An 18709-nucleotide genomic window follows, 5' to 3' on the forward strand; every position below is an offset into this window, starting at 1 on the left:
TGGCCCGAGCCGGGGGCACCGGCGCCGGCACTGGCACCGGCCCCCACGCCCCCGCCTCCGCCGCCCACCCTCGGTGATCGATACTGGTAGCGGGGCCCACCCCGGGCCCCGGAACCGCACCGAGGAGCACGTCTGCCATGGCAGCAGCAGACCCGCCACCGCCACCCCCCGGCGGCGTGCTGTGGACCCTCGCGGGCGACATCCGCGGCCTGCTCATGCTGCCCGCCGCGCTCACCCTCCAGGTCGCCCACCCCGCCGTCGGCGCCGGCGTCGACGAGCACTCCGTCTTCCGCACCGATCCCTGGGGCCGCGGCGAACGCTCCCTGCGCTCGCTCCAGCTGTGGGTGTACGGGGGCGAGGCCGCCGCCGAGGAGGGCCGCAGGCTCCGGCGGCTCCACAAGACCATCCAGGGCACCGACACCCGCGGCCGCCGCTACCACGCCCTCACCCCGGCGAACTACGCCTGGGTCCACGCCACCGGCTTCCCCGTCTTCCACCACGCCTACCGCTACCTCGTGCGCCCCATGACCGAGGCGCAGGAGCGGCGGCTGTACGCCGAGTGGCTCCAGGTCGGCCGGATACTCGGCCTCCACGACCGCGACATGCCGCAGACGATCGAGGACTTCTGGCCGTACTACCGCAAGATCCTCGCCGAGGAGATCGAGGCCACCGTCGTCGTCCGGGAGCTGGTCGCCACCGACAGCCCGGTGCCCCCGCCCGACCGTGGACCGCTCCCGACGCGGCTCCTCCTGCGCGCCCTGTGGCCGGTGCTGCTCCCGCCCCTCACCCGCTTCCGCCGCTTCGTCACCATCGGCTTCATGCCGCCCGACGCGCGCGCCGCGCTCGGCCTGGAGTGGACGGACGCGCAGGAGCGCGCGCTGCGCCGCTTCGGCCGGGTCGTACGAGCCGTGGTCCCTGTCCTGCCCGAGCGGTTGCGCTACCTCCCGCTGGCGCGTGAGGCCCGCCGACGGCACCGTCTCAGCTCGGCAGCCCGCCCCGCGCGATGACGTCCGCGTACCACCGCGCGCTGTCCTTCGGCGTACGCCGCTGGGACGCGAAGTCCACGTGCACGATGCCGAACCGTTTGCCGTAGCCGTACGCCCACTCGAAGTTGTCCAGCAGCGACCACAGGAAGTAGCCGCGCACGTCCACCCCGTCCGCCAGCGCCCGGTGCACCGCCGCGAGGTGCGCGTGCAGGTACGCCACCCGCTCGGGGTCGTGGACGTCGCCCGACGGGTCGGCGCAGTCGTCGTACGCCGCGCCGTTCTCCGTCACCAACAACGGTACGGAGGGCAGCTCGTCCCGCAGCCGTACCAGCAGCTCGTACAGTCCGTCGGCGTCCACCGGCCAGTCCATCGCGGTACGCGGCCCCGGCGCCGGTACGAAGCGGACGTGGGCCTCCGCGCCCGGCCAGGGCGACGGCGCGTCGCACGTCCCCGCCCCGACGACCGTGGGGGAGTAGTAGTTGATCCCCAGTGAGTCGACCGGCGCGGACGTCACCTCCAGGTCCCCGTCCCGTACGAACGCCCAGTCCGTCAGCCCGGCCGTGTCCGCCACCAGGTCCGCCGGCAGCCGCCCGTGGAACACCGGGTCCAGGAAGAGCCGGTTGCCCAGCGCGTCCACCCGCCGCGCCGCGTCCTGGTCGGCGTCCGAGTCCGAAAGCGCCCTCACCGCGTGGAGGTTCAGCGTCAGCGACACCTCCGCCGACGCCGGGAGCGAGGCCCGCAGGGCCCGCACCGCGAGCCCGTGCGCCAGGTTCAGGTGGTGTGCCGCGCGCAGCGACGCGACCGGCTCCGTGCGGCCCGGCGCGTGCACCCCCGAGGCGTACCCGAGGAACGCCGCGCACCACGGCTCGTTCAGCGTCGTCCAGGTGGCGACCCGGTCGCCCAGCGCGCCCGCCACCAGCGCGGCGTAGTCGGCGAACCGTTCCGCCGTCTCCCGCTGCGGCCAGCCGCCCCCCGTGGCGGAGCCGCTGATGTCAGCGGTTTCCAGCTCCTGCGGAAGGTCCCAGTGGTAGAGCGTGGCCACCGGCCGGATGTCCGCCGCCCGCAACTCGTCCACCAGCCGCCGGTAGAAGTCCAGACCCTTCTGGGCCGCGGGCCCCCGCCCCGTCGGCTGCACACGCGGCCACGCCACCGAGAACCGGTAGTCCGTCACCCCCAGGTCCTTCATCAGCGCGACGTCCTCGCGCATCCGGTGGTAGTGGTCGGCGGCGATGTCACCGGTGTCGCCGTTGCGCACGTTGCCCGGCGTACGGCTGAAGGTGTCCCAGATGGATGGCGTCCGGCCGTCCTCGTCGGCGGCGCCCTCGATCTGGTACGCGGCCGTGGCCGTGCCCCAGCGGAAGCCGGCCGGGAAGCTGAGCTCGGTCATGAGACTCCCAACGAAAGGTGGAGGGGAAAGGAAGGGTCAGCCCTTGACGGCGCCCTGCATGATGCCGCCGACGATCTGGCGGCCCAGCAGGCCGAAGACAAGGAGCACGGGGAGGGTGCCGAGCAGGGTGCCCGCCATGATCACGGACTGGTCGTGTACGTAACCGCCGCCCAGCTGGCGCAGCGCGACCTGCACGGTCGGGTTCTGGGAGGACAGCGCCACGATCGGCCAGAAGAAGTCGTTCCAGGCCGCCATGAACGTCAGCATGCCCAGCACCGCCATCCCGGGCCGCGCCACCGGCACCACGATCGACCAGAAGATCCGCGCGTTCGACGCGCCGTCCACCCGCGCCGCCTCGATCAACTCGTCCGGCAGGGACTGCACCAGGAACTGGCGCATGAAGAACACCCCGAACGCCGACACCAGCCCCGGCAGGATCACGGACTGCAGCTGGTTCACCCACTCCAGCTTCGCGATCAGCATGAACAGCGGGATCACGCCCAGTTGGGGCGGAATCATCATCGTGCCCACCGTCACCGCCAGCAGCGCCCCCTTGCCGCGGAAGCGCAGCTTGGCGAAGGCGAAGCCGGCGAGCGTGCAGCACAGCACCGTGCCGACGGTGATCGAACCCGACACGATCAGGGAGTTGAGCAGGGCCGTGCCGATGTCCGCCTCCTCCAGCACCGCCTCGACGTTCCTCATCAGGTTCGGGCCGGGGAGCAGTGACGGCGGCACCTGCGCCAGATCCGCGTTCGAGCGGCTCGCGGCGACGATCGTCCAGTAGAACGGGAAGGCGGAGACCAGCACGGCGGCGATCAGGATCGCGTACGCGACCCTCCCCCCGTGGAGCGTGCGCCCCGCGCGTCGCTTCACGCTCATCGGACGGCCTCCTTGCGGGCGCGGCGGCGAACGACCAGGGCGTTGACCCCGACGAGGACCAGGATCAGCAGGAACATCACCCAGGCGACCGCGGCCGCCCGGCCCAGGTGGAAGAAGCCCCAGCCCTGCTCGTACAGGTACAGACCGAGCGTCTGGTACTGGTGCGAGATACCGCCCGACACGCTGCCCTCGAAGAGCAGCGGCTCCCCGAAGAGCTGCGTCGCCCCGATCGTCGACACCACCACGGTGAACACGATCGTCGGCCGCAGGCCCGGCAGCGTGACGTGCACGAACTGCCGCCAGCGCGACGCGCCGTCCATCTCCGCGGCCTCGTACAGCTCGGTCGGGATGGACTGCATGCCCGCGAGGTAGATCAGGGCGTTGTAGCCGGTCCACCGCCAGATGACGATCGTCGACACCGCGACCTGCGAGGCGACGGTACCGGTCTGCCAGTCCACCGGGCCGAACCCGACCACGCCCAGCAGGTGGTTCACCAGGCCGAAGTCCCGCCCGAAGAGCTGCGCGAACACCAGCGTCGCGGCGGCGACGGACGTCGCGTACGGCAGCAGCATCGCCGTCCGGAAGAACGTCCGGCCACGGAGTTTGTAGTTCAGCAGGTGCGCCAGGCCTAGCGCCATCACCAGCTGCGGGACCGTCGACAGCACGCCGATGGTGAAGGTGTTGCGCAGCGAGAGCCAGAAGAAGTCGTCGGTGAAGAGCGCGGTGTAGTTGGCGAGGCCGCGCCACTGCATGTCACCGGGGGTTTGGAGTTCGACGCGGTAGAGCGAGACGAAGGCGGTGTAGAGGAGGGGGAAGAGCCCGAAGGCGGCGAAGAGGGTGAAGAACGGCGCGATGTACGCGTACGGCGAGGCCGCCCGCCAGAGGCGCCGGTACGTCGCGCCGCGCGCGGCGGCGGGTGGTGCGTGGAGGGTCACGGTACGGGGCCCTTCGAAGTTCGGCGCGCGGCGGCTTGCGCTGCGCGATGCTTGCTGCCCGGTGGGTTTCCGGTGCGCGGTGCGTGCTGTCCTTGGGCGGGTGCGGGCCTCTGCGTGGGGCTTGCTGCCCGGTGGGCGCGGTCGGGGGCCGGGGGCTCCGGTGGGAGGTACTCGGGCTCTCGTTCACCGCGCTTCGCGCGAGTTCAGTCGTTTTACGCCCGAGCACCCCCCACGCTCCACCCCCGGCCCCCTCACGTGGTCGGTCGTTCCCGCCGCCGGTGCGCATCGCCCCTGGTGGGCGTCGTTGCGACCGCGGTCCGCACAGGGGCCGCGGTCCCGCGTAACGGGCGTCAGCGGCCACCGGCCCGCGGACGGCATTCGCCCTCGGGGTGGGGCCGTGCAGGGTCGTCCCCGCAGACGTTGGCGGCGCCGAGACCGTTCCGCGTCCGTAGAGGCCAAGGCCGCCGACGTCGTGGGGGTGCCCCCTCTGGGGGAGAGTCGAGCCCGGAGGGGTCCCGCCCCGCGCCCCACCGGCGGCAGCCGCCCACGCGGGTGCCCGCCGGGCACGGGATCGGACCCCCGAGAGGCCGAGCCGCCCACGCGGGTGCCCAGCGCGGCGCGGAACCGCACCCCCGGCAGGGCCAGGCCCCTGCGTGGGTGCCCGCCGGGCACGGGAAACCGGACCCCCGAGAGGCCGAGCCGCCCACGCGCGCCCTCGCCCCGGAAGGCTCAGCCCGTCGCGTTCGCGACGCCCTTCCTCGCGGTGGACCAGGCCTCGTCGGGTGGCGTGCCCTTGCGCTCGACCTCGCTCAGCGCGTTCGTGATCTGGTCCGCGACGTTCTTGTCGTGCACCCCCAGCACCTGCACCGGCGCCGCCTTCGCCGCCTCGCCGAAGATCCGGCCGATGGGCGCGCCCGAGAAGTACGGGTCCGTGGCGTCCGCGATCTTCGCGATGGCGCCCGTCGAGGACGGGAAGTTGCCCTGTGCGCGGAAGAGCTTGGCCTGCTGCTCCGGCGCGGTGAGCCACTGGATCAGCTCGTACGCCTCCTTCTTGTGCTTCGCCGCGCGCGGCACGGACAGGTACGAGCCGCCCCAGTTCCCCGCGCCGCCCGGCAGCTTGGCGATGTCCCACTTGCCGCGCCCGGCGTCGCCGGCCTGGCCCTTGATGTAGCCGAGCATCCACGCGGGGCACGGGATCGTGGCGAAGGACCCGGCCGCGAAGGCCTGGTTCCACTGCGGCGACCACTGGTCGAGCTTGGCGCTCAGGCCCGCCTCGGCCGCCTCGGCCGCGGTGTCCCACGCGGCCTTGACGGCGGGGTTCCTGTCGTAGACGAGCTCGCCGGAGGCGTTGTAGTACCGCTCCTCCTCCTGCCCGATCATGATGGTGAAGAGGCTGCCCACGCTGTCGAGCCACGCGCTCTTGCCGGGGGCCTTCGCCTTGTACTGCTTGCCCAGCTCCAGGTACCCGTCCCAGGTGGACCACCGCGCGGCCAGCTCGGTGCGGTCCGTGGGCAGGCCGGCCTGCTTGAAGAGGTCCGTGCGGTAGCACATCGCCTCGGGTCCCACGTCGGTGCCGAGCCCGAGCACGCGCCCGTCCTTGGTGGTCGCCGCCGACCACTTCGCCTCGGCGAACTGCCCCTTGAGCTTGTCCGCCCCGTACTTCTTGAGGTCCTCGAACTTGTCGGCCTGCTGCTGGGTGACGGAGGCGATGCGCCCGACCTCGATGCCCTGGACGTCGGCGAGGCCGCCGCCGCCCGCGAGCCGGGTCTGGAGGGACTTCCAGTAGTCCTGCTCGTCCTCGGTGTCGGTCTGCTTGATCGTGATGCCGGGGTGCAGCTTCTCGTACTCGGCGTAGAGCCCGGCCTCCTTGTAGCCGAAGGAGCCGAAGAGGTCGACGGTCAGCGTGACCCGGCCGTCGGACGCCTCGTCCGAGGCGCCGGCTCCGCAACCGGCGAGCAGGGCCCCGGTGAGCGCGACCGCGCCGAGACGGACGGCGGCCCTTCTGGCGGCTCGGGCGATGGGCATGGGAAGCCTCCCTTGGCTTCGGGGGAGCGGGACGGCGCGGAGAGCTGAGAGCGCTCTCAAACAACTGGGTCGGAGCGTCCCCCGTACGCCCCCGTGCCGTCAAGACTCGAACACGTAACAGCAGCGCGGTCCCGTCAACTCCCTCCTATGTCCCGTGTATTGACAGTCCCTTTCAGGAGTTTTACGTTCCTCGCCATATGAGAGCGCTCTCAACGCTCGATCCCCCACCCCCTCGAGGTGCTGTCCATGCCATCCCCGCGCACCCGATCAGCCGCAGTTCTCGTGGCCACCACCCTGGCCACCCTCGGCCTCGCCGGTCCCACCGCCGCCCCGGCCGCCGCCGCCACCGTCCCCGTCGGCGCGGGCGGTTACTCCGACACCCGCCCCGCCGGCACCTCCGGCCCCACCACCAACACCGGCACCCCGGTCACCCCAAAGGTCACGCCCGCCGCCCAGGGAAGACCCGTCCCCACCAATGACTGGTGGTCCTCGCTCGCCTTCCAGCGCTACGGGGACAACCCCTGGTCCACCCCGATGTACGGCCACCCCCTCACCTACCAGGCCACCGCCGCCGGCCTGGACATCGGCTACCCCACGGCCCCCGCCATCGTCGGCGACGGCCGCCAGTACGAGTACGCCCACAAGCGCGACCTCACCCTCGGTCTGACGGGGCTCAACTCGCCCGACACCAAGGCCGACGCGTGGTCCGACTGGACCGTCACCCCCTACTGGTCCGACGGCGCCCGCACGCTGCGTACGACCATCGGCCACGGCCTGCCCTTCGTCTACGCCAAGGGCACCGGCGGCAGCGCCCGCGTCACCACCGCCACCGCCCCCACCGTCTTCGCCGACCAGGGCAACGTCCTCGGCATCACCGTCGCCGGCCACCACTACGCCCTGTTCGCCCCCACCGGCACCGACTGGACCGTCTCGGGCTCCACGCTCACGGCGGCCCTCGGCGGCAAGGACTACTTCTCGCTCGCCGTCCTGCCCTCCACCGACGCGCTCGCCACCTACCGGAAGTACGCCTTCAGCTTCGTGACCGGCTCCCAGGTCGCCTGGAGCCACGGCGCGGGCACGGTCAGAGCCACGTACAGCCTCACCACCCAGCCGCAGGAGGGCACCGAGACCGGGACCCTGCAGGCCCTCTACCGCCACCAGTGGCTCAACACCACGGACGCGCTGACCCCGTACACGTACATCTCACCGCGCGGCACCATGAAGGTCCGCGAGGCGACGTCCTTCACCACCAGCCAGCGGGCCGCCGCCGTGCTGCCGGGCCTGCCGAAGGCGTCCGGCGTCGACGCGGCCCGGCTGCGCGGCTACCTGAACGAGGTCGTGAACGCCCCCGACCCGCTGCAGGGCGCCACCGACACGTACTGGACCGGCAAGGCCCTCGGCCGCCTCGCCCAGCTCGTGCCGCTCGCCGAGCAGACCGGCGACACCGCCGTGCGCGACAGGCTGCTCGGCCTCATCAAGGGCCGCCTCCAGGACTGGTTCACCGTGGGCGGCGGCAACGAGTTCTCGTACGACCGGACGTGGAAGACGCTGACCGGCTACCCCGCCTCGTACGGCAGTGACACCGAGCTCAACGACCACCACTTCCACTACTCGTACTACGTCTACGCGGCGGCGATCGTCGCCCAGTACGACCCCGGCTGGGCCGCCGACTCCGCGTGGGGCGGCATGGTGAAGACGCTCGTGCGCGACGCCGCGAACCCCAGCCGCACCGACACCGCCTTCCCCTTCCTGCGCGGCTTCGACGTGTACGCCGGGCACAGCTGGGCCTCCGGTCACCAGGGCTTCGCCGCCGGCAACAACCAGGAGTCCTCGTCGGAGTCCACCAACCTCAGCGCCGGCCTGGTGCTGTGGGGCGCGGCCACCGGGGACACCGCCCTGCGCGACCTGGGCGTGTACCTGCTGACGACGGAGTCCGAGGCGATCACGCAGTACTGGTTCGACGCCGACCAGCAGGTCTTCCCCGCCTCCTTCGCCCACGACACGGCCGGCATGGTGTGGGGCAGCGGCGCCGCCTACGCGACCTGGTGGACCGCCAACCCCGAGGAGATCCACGGCATCAACGTCCTGCCCGTGACCGGCGGCTCCCTGCACCTCGGCGGCGAGAAGGCCGCGATCCGGCGCAACCTCGCCGAGATGGAACGCGAGAACGGCGGACCGGCCGTCGAATGGCGCGACATCCTCTGGGAGTTCCAGGCCCTCGCCGACCCCGCCGCCGCCAAGGCGAAGTGGGACTCCGGCCACGCCGCGTACACCCCGGAGGCGGGGGAGTCCAAGGCCCACACGTACCACTGGATCGCCACGCTGGACGCGCTCGGCGCCCCCGACGCCACCGTCACCGGTGACATCCCGACGTCGGCGGTCTTCACCAAGGGCACCGTACGGACCTACGCGGCGCACAACCACGGCTCCACCGCCCGCACCGTGACGTTCTCCGACGGCGCGAAGCTCACCGTCCCGGCCCGTTCGACGGCCACCGGCACCGGAACCGGAGGCACCGATCCCGGGCCCGGCCCCTCCACGGGCGACACCTTCCAGCTGCGCACCGGCGGCGCCCTGACGACCGCCACGAACGGCACGGCCGGCAGCGACACCATCGCCTCGGCGGGCGGCGCCAACCACGACGGCACCCCTCACCAGCCGCTCGTGTACGAGGCGAAGGGCGTCAACGGCACCCTGAAGCCCGGCGGTGCCACCGCCTTCCGCCTCCAGGTGGACGCGGGCACCACGGTCGGCCTCGGCCAGCAGGCGCGGGTCAGCTACGACCTCACGGGCGACGGCACCTTCGACCGGACGGAGACGTACCACTACTTCGCCACCGACCCGGTGGCCGGCTGGGAGGAGTACGGCCAGGGGCGCGGCCTGAAGTCGGCGACCGGCACCCTGGGCGACCTCCGGGGCGGCACCGTCCGCCTGGAGGTGTGGCACGCCATCGGCAACGGCACCGCCAAGCTCCAGACCGGTACGGACCGGTCCGTGCTCGTCATCCCGTACGCGTAGTCAGGCCGAGGCCCGGCGGACCAGTTCCGTCGGCATGATCACCGAGCCCGGGGCGCTGCTCGCCCCGGGCTCGGCCCCTTCCTGCCCGCCCAGCACGCGCATCAGCAGCCGGACCATGAGCCGGCCCATGCCCTCGATGTCCTGACGGACCGTCGTCAGCGGCGGATCGGTCGCCTCCGCGATGGACCTCATGTCGTCGAAGCCCACCAGCGCCACGTCCTCGGGCACCCGCACCCCGCGCTCGCGCAGCACGCGCAGGGCCCCCGACGCCATCAGGTCGTTCGCGGCGAACACCGCGTCCAGGTCCGGCCGCCGCTCCAGCAGCTCCGCCATCGCCCGGGCCCCGCTCTCCTCCGTGAAGTCGCCCTGCGCGATGAGGCCCGGTCCGGCGTCGAGCAGGACGTCCCGGTACCCGTCGAGCCGGTCCGTCGCGGAGGTCTGGTCGCGGGGGCCGGCGATGTGGGCGACGCGTTCGCGGCCCAGGGCGAGCAGGTGCCGCACGGCCTCGCGGGCGCCGCCGCGGTTGTCCACGTCGACGTACGGCACGGCGAGGCTTCCGGTCGCGCCCGGCCAGCCCGGCCGGCCGCCGAAGACCGCCGGCACCTGGACGCGCCGGATGATCGCGGGCAGCTCGTCGTCGTCGTGCACCGAGAAGGCGAGCGCTCCGTCGACGTGGCCGCCGCCGAGGTAGCGGCCGATCCGGTCGTAGTCGCCCGGGCCCTCCACCCACAGCAGCACCAGCTGCGCGTCGTGCGCGGTCAGCTCGCGGCTGATGCCGCGCACCTGCTGCTCGAAGAACGGGTCGGAGAAGACCCGGAACTCCGGCTCCGCGATGATCACCGCGACCGCGCCGTTGCGCCGGGTCACCAGGGTGCGGGCGGCGTGGTTGGGGATGTACCCCAGCTCCTCGACCGCCCGGCGCACCTTCTCCACCAGCGGCCCGCGCACCCCCGTACCGCCGTTCACGACACGCGAGACCGTCGCCCGCGAGACCCCGGCGCGGGCGGCGACGGCTTCCAGCGTGGGGCGGGACCCGGGGGCGGGATCGGGCGGTGCGGGCAGGGCGGGCAAGCGAGCTCCTCGGCGTCGCGGGCGGACCGGGTGTGCGCGGACGTCGTGCGCGCACAGGAGCAGGGTAACCGGTCACGACTCCTTCTGAGAGCGCTCTCATCCATCGCGAGCCCGGCGAGATGCGGAAGACAGCCCTTAGGCTCCCCGCATGTCAGGTCCGACGCTGGTGATCGAGTTGGCCGCGCCCCTACCACCGGAGGTGCTCGGGGAGTTCCGCGCGTTGATGGTGGCGCTCTCCTGCGGCTTCACGGAGCTGCGGCCCGGGTCTTTCGACGTCCATGTGCCCGCTGAGCGGCTGGGTGTCGAGGACACGCGGGACAAGGACTGGCGCAAGCCGTTCCCGCTTTCCCTCACCGGCGAAACGGTGAGGGACGAGAAGCTGACGGCTCAGGTCGGCTTCAATCCGTGGCGCGAGGACTGGCGTCGGCCTTTCCTGGTGTACCTGATGGGGCCGGGTGCCGGGGACGAGAGCCTCTTCGAGGCCGAGCATGAGGACGAGCCCGAGGTGGAGGCCGTTCTCGGCTTCAAGCCGACCCATGCCGTCAATGTCAGCGCCTGCTGCAACGGCGGGATCGACCATGTGGCCGCAGCCCTGCTGACCGCCGCCGTCATGGACGTCATCGGGGGCGTGGCCAAGGCGGAGCTGCTGGACGGGCAGGCGGGGATCGTCGCGGGCCTGCCGGGAGTGCTGGGGATCACGGAGGACGACGGGACGGCGCTGGGCAGCGCGGAGTTCCTGCGGGCCTGGGCCGGGCAGCCAGGTTTCCGGCTGCTCAAGTAGCCGGCCGGCGGCCGCCGCCCCCACGCCGGGTGGAGGCGGCGGCTTGGGTCACCTCAGTGGTCGTGCCCGTGGTCGTCGTGCTCGTGGACCGTGTTCGTCGCGGCGATCTTCTTCCACGACTTCGGCTGCGCGGGCGCCGCCGACGGGGCCGTCGCCGCCCGCGAGCGCGCGGCGATCCCCGACTCGGCCGCCGTCGGCGCCTCCGGCTTCGACGGCTGGTACAGCCAGGTGTCGAAGAGCCCGGAGAGCGGCTTGCCCGAGATGCGTTCGGCGTACGCGACGAAGTCGCCCACCTTGGCGTTGCCGTACGCCCGCTCGGTCGGCCAGCCCTTGAGGATGGCGAAGAAGTCCTCGTCGCCTATCTCGTTGCGCAGCGCCTGGAGCGCGAGCGCGCCCCGGTCGTACACGGCGATGTCGAACTGCTTGTCCGGACCCGGGTCACCCGGCTTCACCGTCCAGAACGGGTCGTCGGCCGCGCGCGTGGCGTACACGTAGTCCGCCAGCTCCTGCGCCGTGCCCTCGCCCTCCTTCTCCGACCAGAGCCACTGGCTGTAGCGGGCGAAGCCCTCGTTGACCCAGATGTCCTTCCAGCCGTCCACCGACACGCTGTCGCCGTACCACTGGTGCGCCAGCTCGTGCACGACCACCGAGACGTTCGCGCCGTTCGCGAACTGCCGGGGGCTGTAGAACGGCCGGGTCTGCGTCTCCAGCGCGTACCCGCTCGTCACGTTCGGCACGTACCCGCCGAGCGCGTTGAAGGGGTACGGCCCGAAGACCTCCTCCAGCCACTCGGCGACCTCCTTCGTGCGCTCGATGCTGGCGCGCGCCGCGCCCGCGTTGTCGCCGAGGTCCTTGCTGTACGCGTTGAGGACGGGCAGCCCCTTGTCCGTCTTGTCCGTCGTGATGTCGAACTTGCCGACGGCGAGCGTGGCGAGGTAGGTGGCCTGCGGCTTGTTGGAGCGCCAGTTGAAGCGCGTCCAGCCGAGCCGGGAGGACTGCGACTGCAGGACGCCGTTGGAGATGGCCTGCGTACCGTCCGGGACGGAGACCGAGATGTCGTACGTCGCCTTGTCCAGCGGGTGGTCGTTGGAGGGGAACCACCACACGGCCGAATCCGGTTCCTGCGCGGCGACACCGCCGTCCGGCGTACGGTGCCAGGCCGTCCAGCCGCCGATCTTCAGCTCGGACGGCTTGCCCGCGTACCGTACGACGACCGAGATCGCCCGGCCCTTCTCCAGCGGCGTGGCCGGGGTGATCTCCAGCTCGTGGTCGCCGGTCGCGGCGAACTTCGCCCGGGTGCCGTTCACCCGCACCTCGCTGGCCTTGAGCCCCAGGTCCAGGTTGAAGCGGGACAGGTTCTGCTTGGTGGTGGCGAGGATCGTCGCCGTGCCCTCCAGCAGGTCGGTCTTCGGCTGGTACTTCAGGCGCAGGTCGTAGTGCGACACGTCGTACCCGCCGTTGCCGCTGGCCGGGTAGTACGGGTCGCCGATTCCGGCGGCTCCGGGTGCGTAGTCGGCGGCCGATGCCGGGATCGCCAGCATCAGCGAGACCACGAGTGCGCTCGGGACGATCAGTCTGCGGTGCACGTCAGGCTCTCCAAGTCGTAGGACCATAAGATCTTCTGAAGGTTATTCAGCCCTCCTCGACGCAGTCATGTCCATGGCCTCTTCCGTCACACGATCGCCATTCAGCCGACATGAACGCGCCCGCCCATGCCGTCCCACATGCCCCATTGGTACCGGTCCGGCACTCTTTTACGCGGCAGTTGACCCGTGTACGTTCCCGGCCATGCCCCTACATCTGCGCGGCACCCGCCCGGCGAGGAGATCCCTGGCCGTGGCGGCCTCGGCCGTACTGCTGACCGTCGTCCTGACCCCGATGGCGAACGCGCGGAGCGACGCCGGCGCCGCGTCGCCACCCCGTGCGCCCCATGCGCCCCGCGAGTCCGCCCCCGTCTACTCGTACGACGATGCCGTCCGCGAGTCCGTCTGGGTCGACACCGGCCTCGACGGCGACCGCGACGGCAAGACCGACCGCGTCGCCGCCGACATCATCCGGCCGCGCGAGGCCGAGGCCCAGGGCCGCAAGGTCCCCGTGATCATGGACGCCAGCCCGTACTACTCCTGCTGCGGGCGCGGCAACGAGAGCCAGAAGAAGACGTACGACGCCGACGGCAGGCCCGTCCAGTTCCCGCTGTTCTACGACAACTACTTCGTGCCGCGCGGCTACGCCTTCGTCGCCGTCGACCTCGCCGGCACCAACCGCTCCGACGGCTGCGACGACGTCGGCGGCCCCTCCGACATCCAGTCCGCCAAGGCCGTCGTCGACTGGCTGAACGGCCGCGCCCCCGCCTACACCAGCCGCACCGGCTCCGAGCGGGCCCGCGCCACCGGCTGGACCACCGGCGACACCGGCATGATCGGCAAGAGCTGGGACGGCACCATAGCCAACGGTGTCGCCGCCACCGGCGTCGAGGGCCTGAAGACCATCGTGCCGATCGGCGCCATCTCCTCCTGGTACGACTACTACTTCGCCAAGGGCGCCCCGCTCTACGACTCCGGCCCCGAGTGGCTCTCGCACCACGTCAACAGCCCCGACGCCCGCGCCCGCTGCGGCCACGTCCAGCAGCGGCTCACCGCCGGCGCGCCGCGCAGCGGCGACTGGACCCCCCTGTGGGACGCGCGCGACTACGTCCCCGACGCGGGCAGGGTGAAGGCCAGCGTCTTCGTCGTCCACGGGCAGCAGGACCTCAACGTCCGCGCCAAGCACTTCGGCCAGTGGTGGGACGCCCTCGCCGCGCACGGCGTCGAGCGCAAGATCTGGCTCTCCCAGACCGGGCACGTCGACCCCTTCGACTTCCGCCGCGCCGAGTGGGTGCGGACGCTCCACCGCTGGTTCGACCACCACCTCCTCGGTTACGACAACGGCATCGACCGCGAGCCGATGGCCGACATCGAGCGCGCCCCCGACCGGTGGTCCACCGACCGCGTCTGGCCGCCGCGCGCCACCGTCCCCACCACCCTGCGGCCCGGCACGGGCACGGCGCCCGGCGTCGGCACCCTCTCCCTCGCCCCGGCGCGGCCGGGCACGACGGAGACGTTCACCGACGACCCGGGCCTGAGCGAGATCGACTGGGCGTCCCACATCGACACCTCCACCCCCGGCAAGGCGGGCTTCACCTCCCGGCCACTCGCCAAGGACCTGCGCCTGTCCGGCTCCGCCACGGTCACGGTCACCGCCACCCCGAACACCACCGCCGCCCACCTGACCGCCGTGCTCGTCGACCTCGGCCCGGACACCATCCGCGACTACGCGGCCCGCGGCGAAGGCATCACCACGCTGACGGAGCGCAGCTGCTGGGGCGCGAGCACGAGCGGCGACAGCGCCTGCTTCAAGGAGACCGAGGCCAAGACCGCCGACGTCGACTTCACCGTCTTCAGCCGCGGCTGGGCCGACCTCGGCAACTGGGCCGACGACCGGCGGGGCCGCCCGCTGACCCCCGGCAAGGCCCACACCATCACCCTCGACCTCGCCGCCGCCGACCACGTCGTCCCGGCCGGACACCGCCTCGCGCTCATCATCGGCGGCACCGACGCGGGCCTCATCGATCCTCCCGCGAGCACCACCGCCCCCACCCTCACCCTCGACCTGGCCCGCACCCGGGCGAAACTGCCGGTCGTCGGCGGGGCGGGAGCGTATCTGCGCGCCACCTCCGGCACGATGCCCCACACGCCGCGCAAGGCGCCGCTCGACGGCGTCGCCGAGCCGCGCGCCACCACCCCGATCCCGTTCCCGTCGACCGGTGGAGGCGGCCTCCGATGAGACCTCGCCTCCGCACCGCCCTCCTCTCCGTCACCGCCACCGCCCTCGTCCTCCCGCTTCTCACCGCCCCCGCGTCACAGGCCTCGTCCGCCACCGCGCCGCCGCGCACCGGCTTCGAGACGAGCGCGGGCGCCCGCTGGACCACCCAGCCCGAGGAGCAGCGCTTCCTCGCGGCCGTCGACCGGGCGAGCGACCGCGTGGCGATGTCCACCATCGGTACGACGAAGCAGGGCAGGCCCCTCCAGCTCGTCACCATCGGCACCGGGCGCCACACCCGCACCACCGTGCTCCTCATCTGCAGCCAGCACGGTGACGAACCGTCCGGCCGCGAAGCCTGCCTCACCACCGTCCGCGACCTCGCGTACGCCCGGGACGCCGGCACCCGGCTCTTCCTGTCCCGTACGACCGTCCTCGTCGTGCCCACCGCCAACCCCGACGGCCGCGCCGCCGGCACCCGCACCAACGCCGACGGCGTCGACGTCAACCGCGACCACATCGCCCTGAAGACCGCCGAGGGCCGCGCCCTCGCCGCCGTGCTGCGCGACCACCGCCCCGACGTCGTCTACGACCTGCACGAGTACGACGCCACGCCGCCGTACTACGACAAGGCGCTGCTGTCGCTCTGGCCGCGGAACCTCAACACCCACGCGCGCGTCCACGACGAGGCGCACGCGCTCTCCGAGTCGTACGTCCGCCCCGCCGCCGAGCGCGCCGGGTTCACGAGCGGCGTCTACGGCATCTGGACCGACCCCGCCACCGGTGAGCCCCTCAAGCAGGTCGCCGGCGACGGCCAGGAACGCATCCTGCGCAACACGGCCGGCATCAAGCACTCCGTCGGCCTGCTCGTCGAGACGCGTGTCACCCCCCTCACGGACGAGGAGAAGCGGGACACCGCCGTCAACAACCGCCGCCGCGTCACCACCCAGCTCACCGCCCTCGACGGCCTCAAGCGGTACGTCGACGAGCGGCGCGGCCGCATCGAGGCGGCCACGACGGCCGCCCGGCTCGCCGGCCTGGGCGACCGCGGCCCCGTCCACCTCGGCGGCGCCGACAACGACCCGGCCGAGCCGGCGGAGGTCATCCAGGACCCGCCCTGCGCCTACCGCCTGAGCCCCGCCCAGTACGCCGACGTCGGCGACGAGCTCGCCCTGCACGGCGTCCGCGTCACGCCGCCGGACGGCGGCGACGGCTCCGTCCGCGTACCGCTGCGGCAGTCCGCGCGCGCCCTGGTGCCGCTGCTCCTCGACGCGCGGGCCGCGTACCACCTCACGGCGGGGGAGCCCATGACCGCCTGTTGATCCCGATTCGTATGGTGCGGGTGTGGTAGGGGGTACCGAGAGCGAAATCACCCATGGATTCGTGAAAGGTGCCGCCTGTGTCGCACGACGAACGCAAACCGGGGCAACGGCTGCGGCTGCCGGTGAAGGCGGCCCTCCCGGGCCGCCACCCGCACGAGGAGAAGCCGCCCGTGACCGACGCGGTGGTGTTCGGTGTGGCGGCCGTCCTCACCCTGGCCTTCGTCATCTGGGGCTCCACCGCGACCAAGTCCCTGGAGAGCCTCTCCGACACGATGCTCGGCGGGCTGATGCACAACGGCGGCTGGGCGTTCGTCCTGGCCGCCTCGGGGTTCGTCGTCTTCGCCCTCTGGCTCGCCGTCAGCCGCTACGGCCGCATCGAGCTGGGGCAGGAGCACGAGGAGCCCGAGTTCAAGACCGTCTCGTGGGTCGCCATGATGTTCAGCGCGGGCATGGGCATCGGGCTGATGTTCTACGGCGTGAGCGAGCCGCTCGCGCACTACACCACGCCGCCGCCGGGGACCGACCCGGCGGACTCGGCGGCCGCCATGCAGACGGCGCTCGCGACCACGCTGTTCCACTGGACCCTGCACCCCTGGGCCATCTACGCGGTGGTGGGCCTGGCCATCGCGTACAGCACCTTCCGGCGCCGCAGGCGGCAGAACATCAGCGCCGTCTTCACCCCGCTGATCGGCAAGCGGCGGGCCGAGGGGGCGCCCGGCCGGGTGATCGACATCCTCGCCATCTTCGCCACGCTCTTCGGCTCCGCCACCTCGCTGGGCCTGGGCGCGCTCCAGATCGGCAGCGGCATGCGCGAGGTGGGCTGGCTGGACAAGGCCGGGACCGGGCTGCTGGTCTCCATCATCGCCGTGCTGACGGTGTGCTTCGTCCTCTCGGCGGTCTCCGGAGTGGAGCGCGGCATCCAGTGGCTGTCGAACACGAACATGGTGCTGGCCGTCGTGCTCGCCCTCTTCGTCTTCGTCGCCGGCCCCACCATCCTGGTCCTCGACCTGATCCCCACCTCGCTCGCCTCGTACCTCGACGAGCTGCCGCAGCTCGCCGGGCGCACGGAGGCGGCGACCGGCGGCGGTGACGTGGCCGACTGGCTCAGCAGCTGGACGGTCTTCTACTGGGCGTGGTGGATCTCCTGGACGCCGTTCGTCGGCATGTTCATCGCCCGCATCAGCCGGGGCCGGACCATCCGCCAGTTCGTCGGCGGCGTGATCCTGGTGCCCAGCACGGTGAGCCTGATCTGGTTCGCCGTCTTCGGCGGCACCGCCATGCACCTGGAGGAGCGGGGCCGGCTCGCGGCCGACGCGACGCCGGAGGCGCAGCTGTTCGGCGTGCTCCAGGAGTTCCCGATCGCCGGGGTGATGAGCCTGGTGGTGATGATCCTGGTCGGCATCTTCTTCATCTCCGGCGCCGACGCGGCCTCGATCGTGATGGGCACCCTCTCGCAGAAGGGCACCTTCGAACCGGCCCGGTTCGTCGTCGTCTTCTGGGGCGTCGTGACGGGCGCCGTCGCGGCCGTGATGCTGCTCGTCGGCGAGGGCAAGGGCGACGCGCTCGCCGGTCTGCAGCACCTGACGATCCTCGTCGCGGCGCCGTTCGTGCTGGTGATGGTCGGCATGTGCTGGGCCCTCATGCGCGACCTCCGGCAGGACCCGCTGATCGTCCGCGGCGAACTCGCCGAGGAGGCCGTGGAGGAGGCGGTGATCGCCGGTCACGAGAAGTACGCGGGCGAGTTCGAGATCCGCATCGGCCCGGCCGATCCGGACGCCGGGCACCGGGCCGAACCGGGGCCGGAGGGTGGCGAGGAGCCGGGGGAGGGGCGTGACCGGCCGTCCGGGGAGAGGTGATCGTTGCGCTATGGTTACCAGTCGGTAATGATCAACCCCACGAACGGGCCCGCACAGCCCGGAAGTTGAGGCTCCTTTTCTATGCGTGTACGTATTTCCGCGCTGGCCGTCTCCGCCCTGGTGGCGGGCGGGCTCCTGATCGGCGGCGCCCATGTGGACCGGCCCTCGGTCGACCTGGTCGCCAAGACGGGCACCTGCCACATCGCCCAGATGGAGAACCAGATCGCCGACCTGCGGCAGAAGGCGCAGCGACTCGAGCGTGACGGCGCCAGGACCGAGGCCACCAAGGTCCGTGCGCAGGCCACGGCGATCGAGCGCAAGCTGAAGGCCTGCATCGACAGCGACAAGAGCGCCAGCAAGCCGTTCCCGCGCTGATGCCCCTCGCCTCCGTGCCCGTCCCGGACTGAAACCGCGCGTCACCGGCCCCAGGGCCGGTGACCCGCGCGACTCCGAGACCACCGACCGGCGTCGGACCGCCCCACGAGGGCGGCCGAGCGGTCGGGAACCCCGAAAGGGCCGCCACCCGCGGCCCTTTCGGCATGTCCGGGCCCCGCGGCCGGGACGGTGCCCCGGCCCCGGGCATACTCCCTCGCCTCCGACGTACCGCCCGCCATCCTCACCGCGCACCCACCACCTCTTCGACGGCGTCCT

General features: G+C 72.2%; 13 protein-coding genes. 7 read left to right on the forward strand and 6 right to left on the reverse strand.

What is annotated here, in order from left to right:
- Positions 1 to 137: 137 nt before the first annotated feature.
- Complete coding sequence (locus tag AC07FJ_RS06185; protein ID WP_479045825.1) at positions 138 to 1007, forward strand: oxygenase MpaB family protein; 870 nt, start codon at positions 138 to 140, stop codon at positions 1005 to 1007.
- Here the strand turns inward: AC07FJ_RS06185 and AC07FJ_RS06190 are convergent.
- The 4 genes from AC07FJ_RS06190 to AC07FJ_RS06205 form a co-directional block, all read right to left on the reverse strand.
- Positions 979 to 2373, reverse strand: coding sequence for a GH1 family beta-glucosidase (locus tag AC07FJ_RS06190; protein WP_479045827.1), 1395 nt, complete (start codon positions 2371 to 2373; stop codon positions 979 to 981). The two genes, AC07FJ_RS06185 and AC07FJ_RS06190, sit on opposite strands and share 29 nt — an antisense overlap.
- Before the next feature lie 36 nt (positions 2374 to 2409).
- A complete protein-coding gene (locus AC07FJ_RS06195; protein ID WP_479045829.1) occupies positions 2410 to 3252 on the reverse strand; it encodes a carbohydrate ABC transporter permease in 843 nt (280 codons plus the stop codon).
- Entirely contained in the window at positions 3249 to 4187 is a 939-nt protein-coding gene (locus AC07FJ_RS06200; RefSeq protein ID WP_479045832.1) for a carbohydrate ABC transporter permease, read from the reverse strand. Before AC07FJ_RS06200 ends, AC07FJ_RS06195 begins: the two co-directional genes overlap by 4 nt.
- A 729-nt stretch (positions 4188 to 4916) precedes the next feature.
- Positions 4917 to 6212 (reverse strand): ABC transporter substrate-binding protein, encoded by a 1296-nt coding sequence (locus AC07FJ_RS06205; protein ID WP_479045834.1) that lies wholly within the window; start codon positions 6210 to 6212, stop codon positions 4917 to 4919.
- 246 nt (positions 6213 to 6458) lie between these two features.
- On the opposite strand from AC07FJ_RS06205, the gene AC07FJ_RS06210 reads away from it, so the two are divergent.
- Positions 6459 to 9230 (forward strand): glycosyl hydrolase, encoded by a 2772-nt coding sequence (locus AC07FJ_RS06210; RefSeq protein WP_479045836.1) that lies wholly within the window; start codon positions 6459 to 6461, stop codon positions 9228 to 9230.
- Here the strand turns inward: AC07FJ_RS06210 and AC07FJ_RS06215 are convergent, their stop codons facing one another.
- Positions 9231 to 10292 (reverse strand): LacI family DNA-binding transcriptional regulator, encoded by a 1062-nt coding sequence (locus AC07FJ_RS06215; protein ID WP_479046909.1) that lies wholly within the window; start codon positions 10290 to 10292, stop codon positions 9231 to 9233.
- Positions 10293 to 10449: 157 nt separating this feature from the next.
- On the opposite strand from AC07FJ_RS06215, the gene AC07FJ_RS06220 reads away from it, so the two are divergent.
- Complete coding sequence (locus AC07FJ_RS06220) at positions 10450 to 11082, forward strand: DUF6368 family protein (protein ID WP_479045839.1); 633 nt, start codon at positions 10450 to 10452, stop codon at positions 11080 to 11082.
- A gap of 53 nt (positions 11083 to 11135) precedes the next feature.
- Here the strand turns inward: AC07FJ_RS06220 and AC07FJ_RS06225 are convergent, their stop codons facing one another.
- On the reverse strand, positions 11136 to 12668 hold the full coding sequence (locus AC07FJ_RS06225; RefSeq protein ID WP_479045841.1) for a M1 family metallopeptidase: 1533 nt from the start codon (positions 12666 to 12668) through the stop codon (positions 11136 to 11138).
- 202 nt (positions 12669 to 12870) lie between these two features.
- Between AC07FJ_RS06225 and AC07FJ_RS06230 the strand changes: the two genes are divergently transcribed.
- The 4 genes from AC07FJ_RS06230 (at position 12871) to AC07FJ_RS06245 (ending at position 18433) form a co-directional block, all read left to right on the forward strand.
- Positions 12871 to 14904, forward strand: a complete 2034-nt coding sequence (locus AC07FJ_RS06230) for a Xaa-Pro dipeptidyl-peptidase (protein WP_479045843.1) — start codon at positions 12871 to 12873, stop codon at positions 14902 to 14904.
- Complete coding sequence (locus AC07FJ_RS06235; RefSeq protein ID WP_479045845.1) at positions 14901 to 16202, forward strand: M14 family metallopeptidase; 1302 nt, start codon at positions 14901 to 14903, stop codon at positions 16200 to 16202. Before AC07FJ_RS06230 ends, AC07FJ_RS06235 begins: the two co-directional genes overlap by 4 nt.
- 77 nt (positions 16203 to 16279) lie before the next feature.
- Complete coding sequence (locus AC07FJ_RS06240) at positions 16280 to 18058, forward strand: BCCT family transporter (protein ID WP_479045846.1); 1779 nt, start codon at positions 16280 to 16282, stop codon at positions 18056 to 18058.
- A gap of 81 nt (positions 18059 to 18139) precedes the next feature.
- Positions 18140 to 18433, forward strand: a complete 294-nt coding sequence (locus tag AC07FJ_RS06245) for a hypothetical protein (protein WP_479045848.1) — start codon at positions 18140 to 18142, stop codon at positions 18431 to 18433.
- Positions 18434 to 18709: the final 276 nt, after the last annotated feature.

This window comes from Streptomyces sp. NPDC045998, from assembly GCF_056430285.1.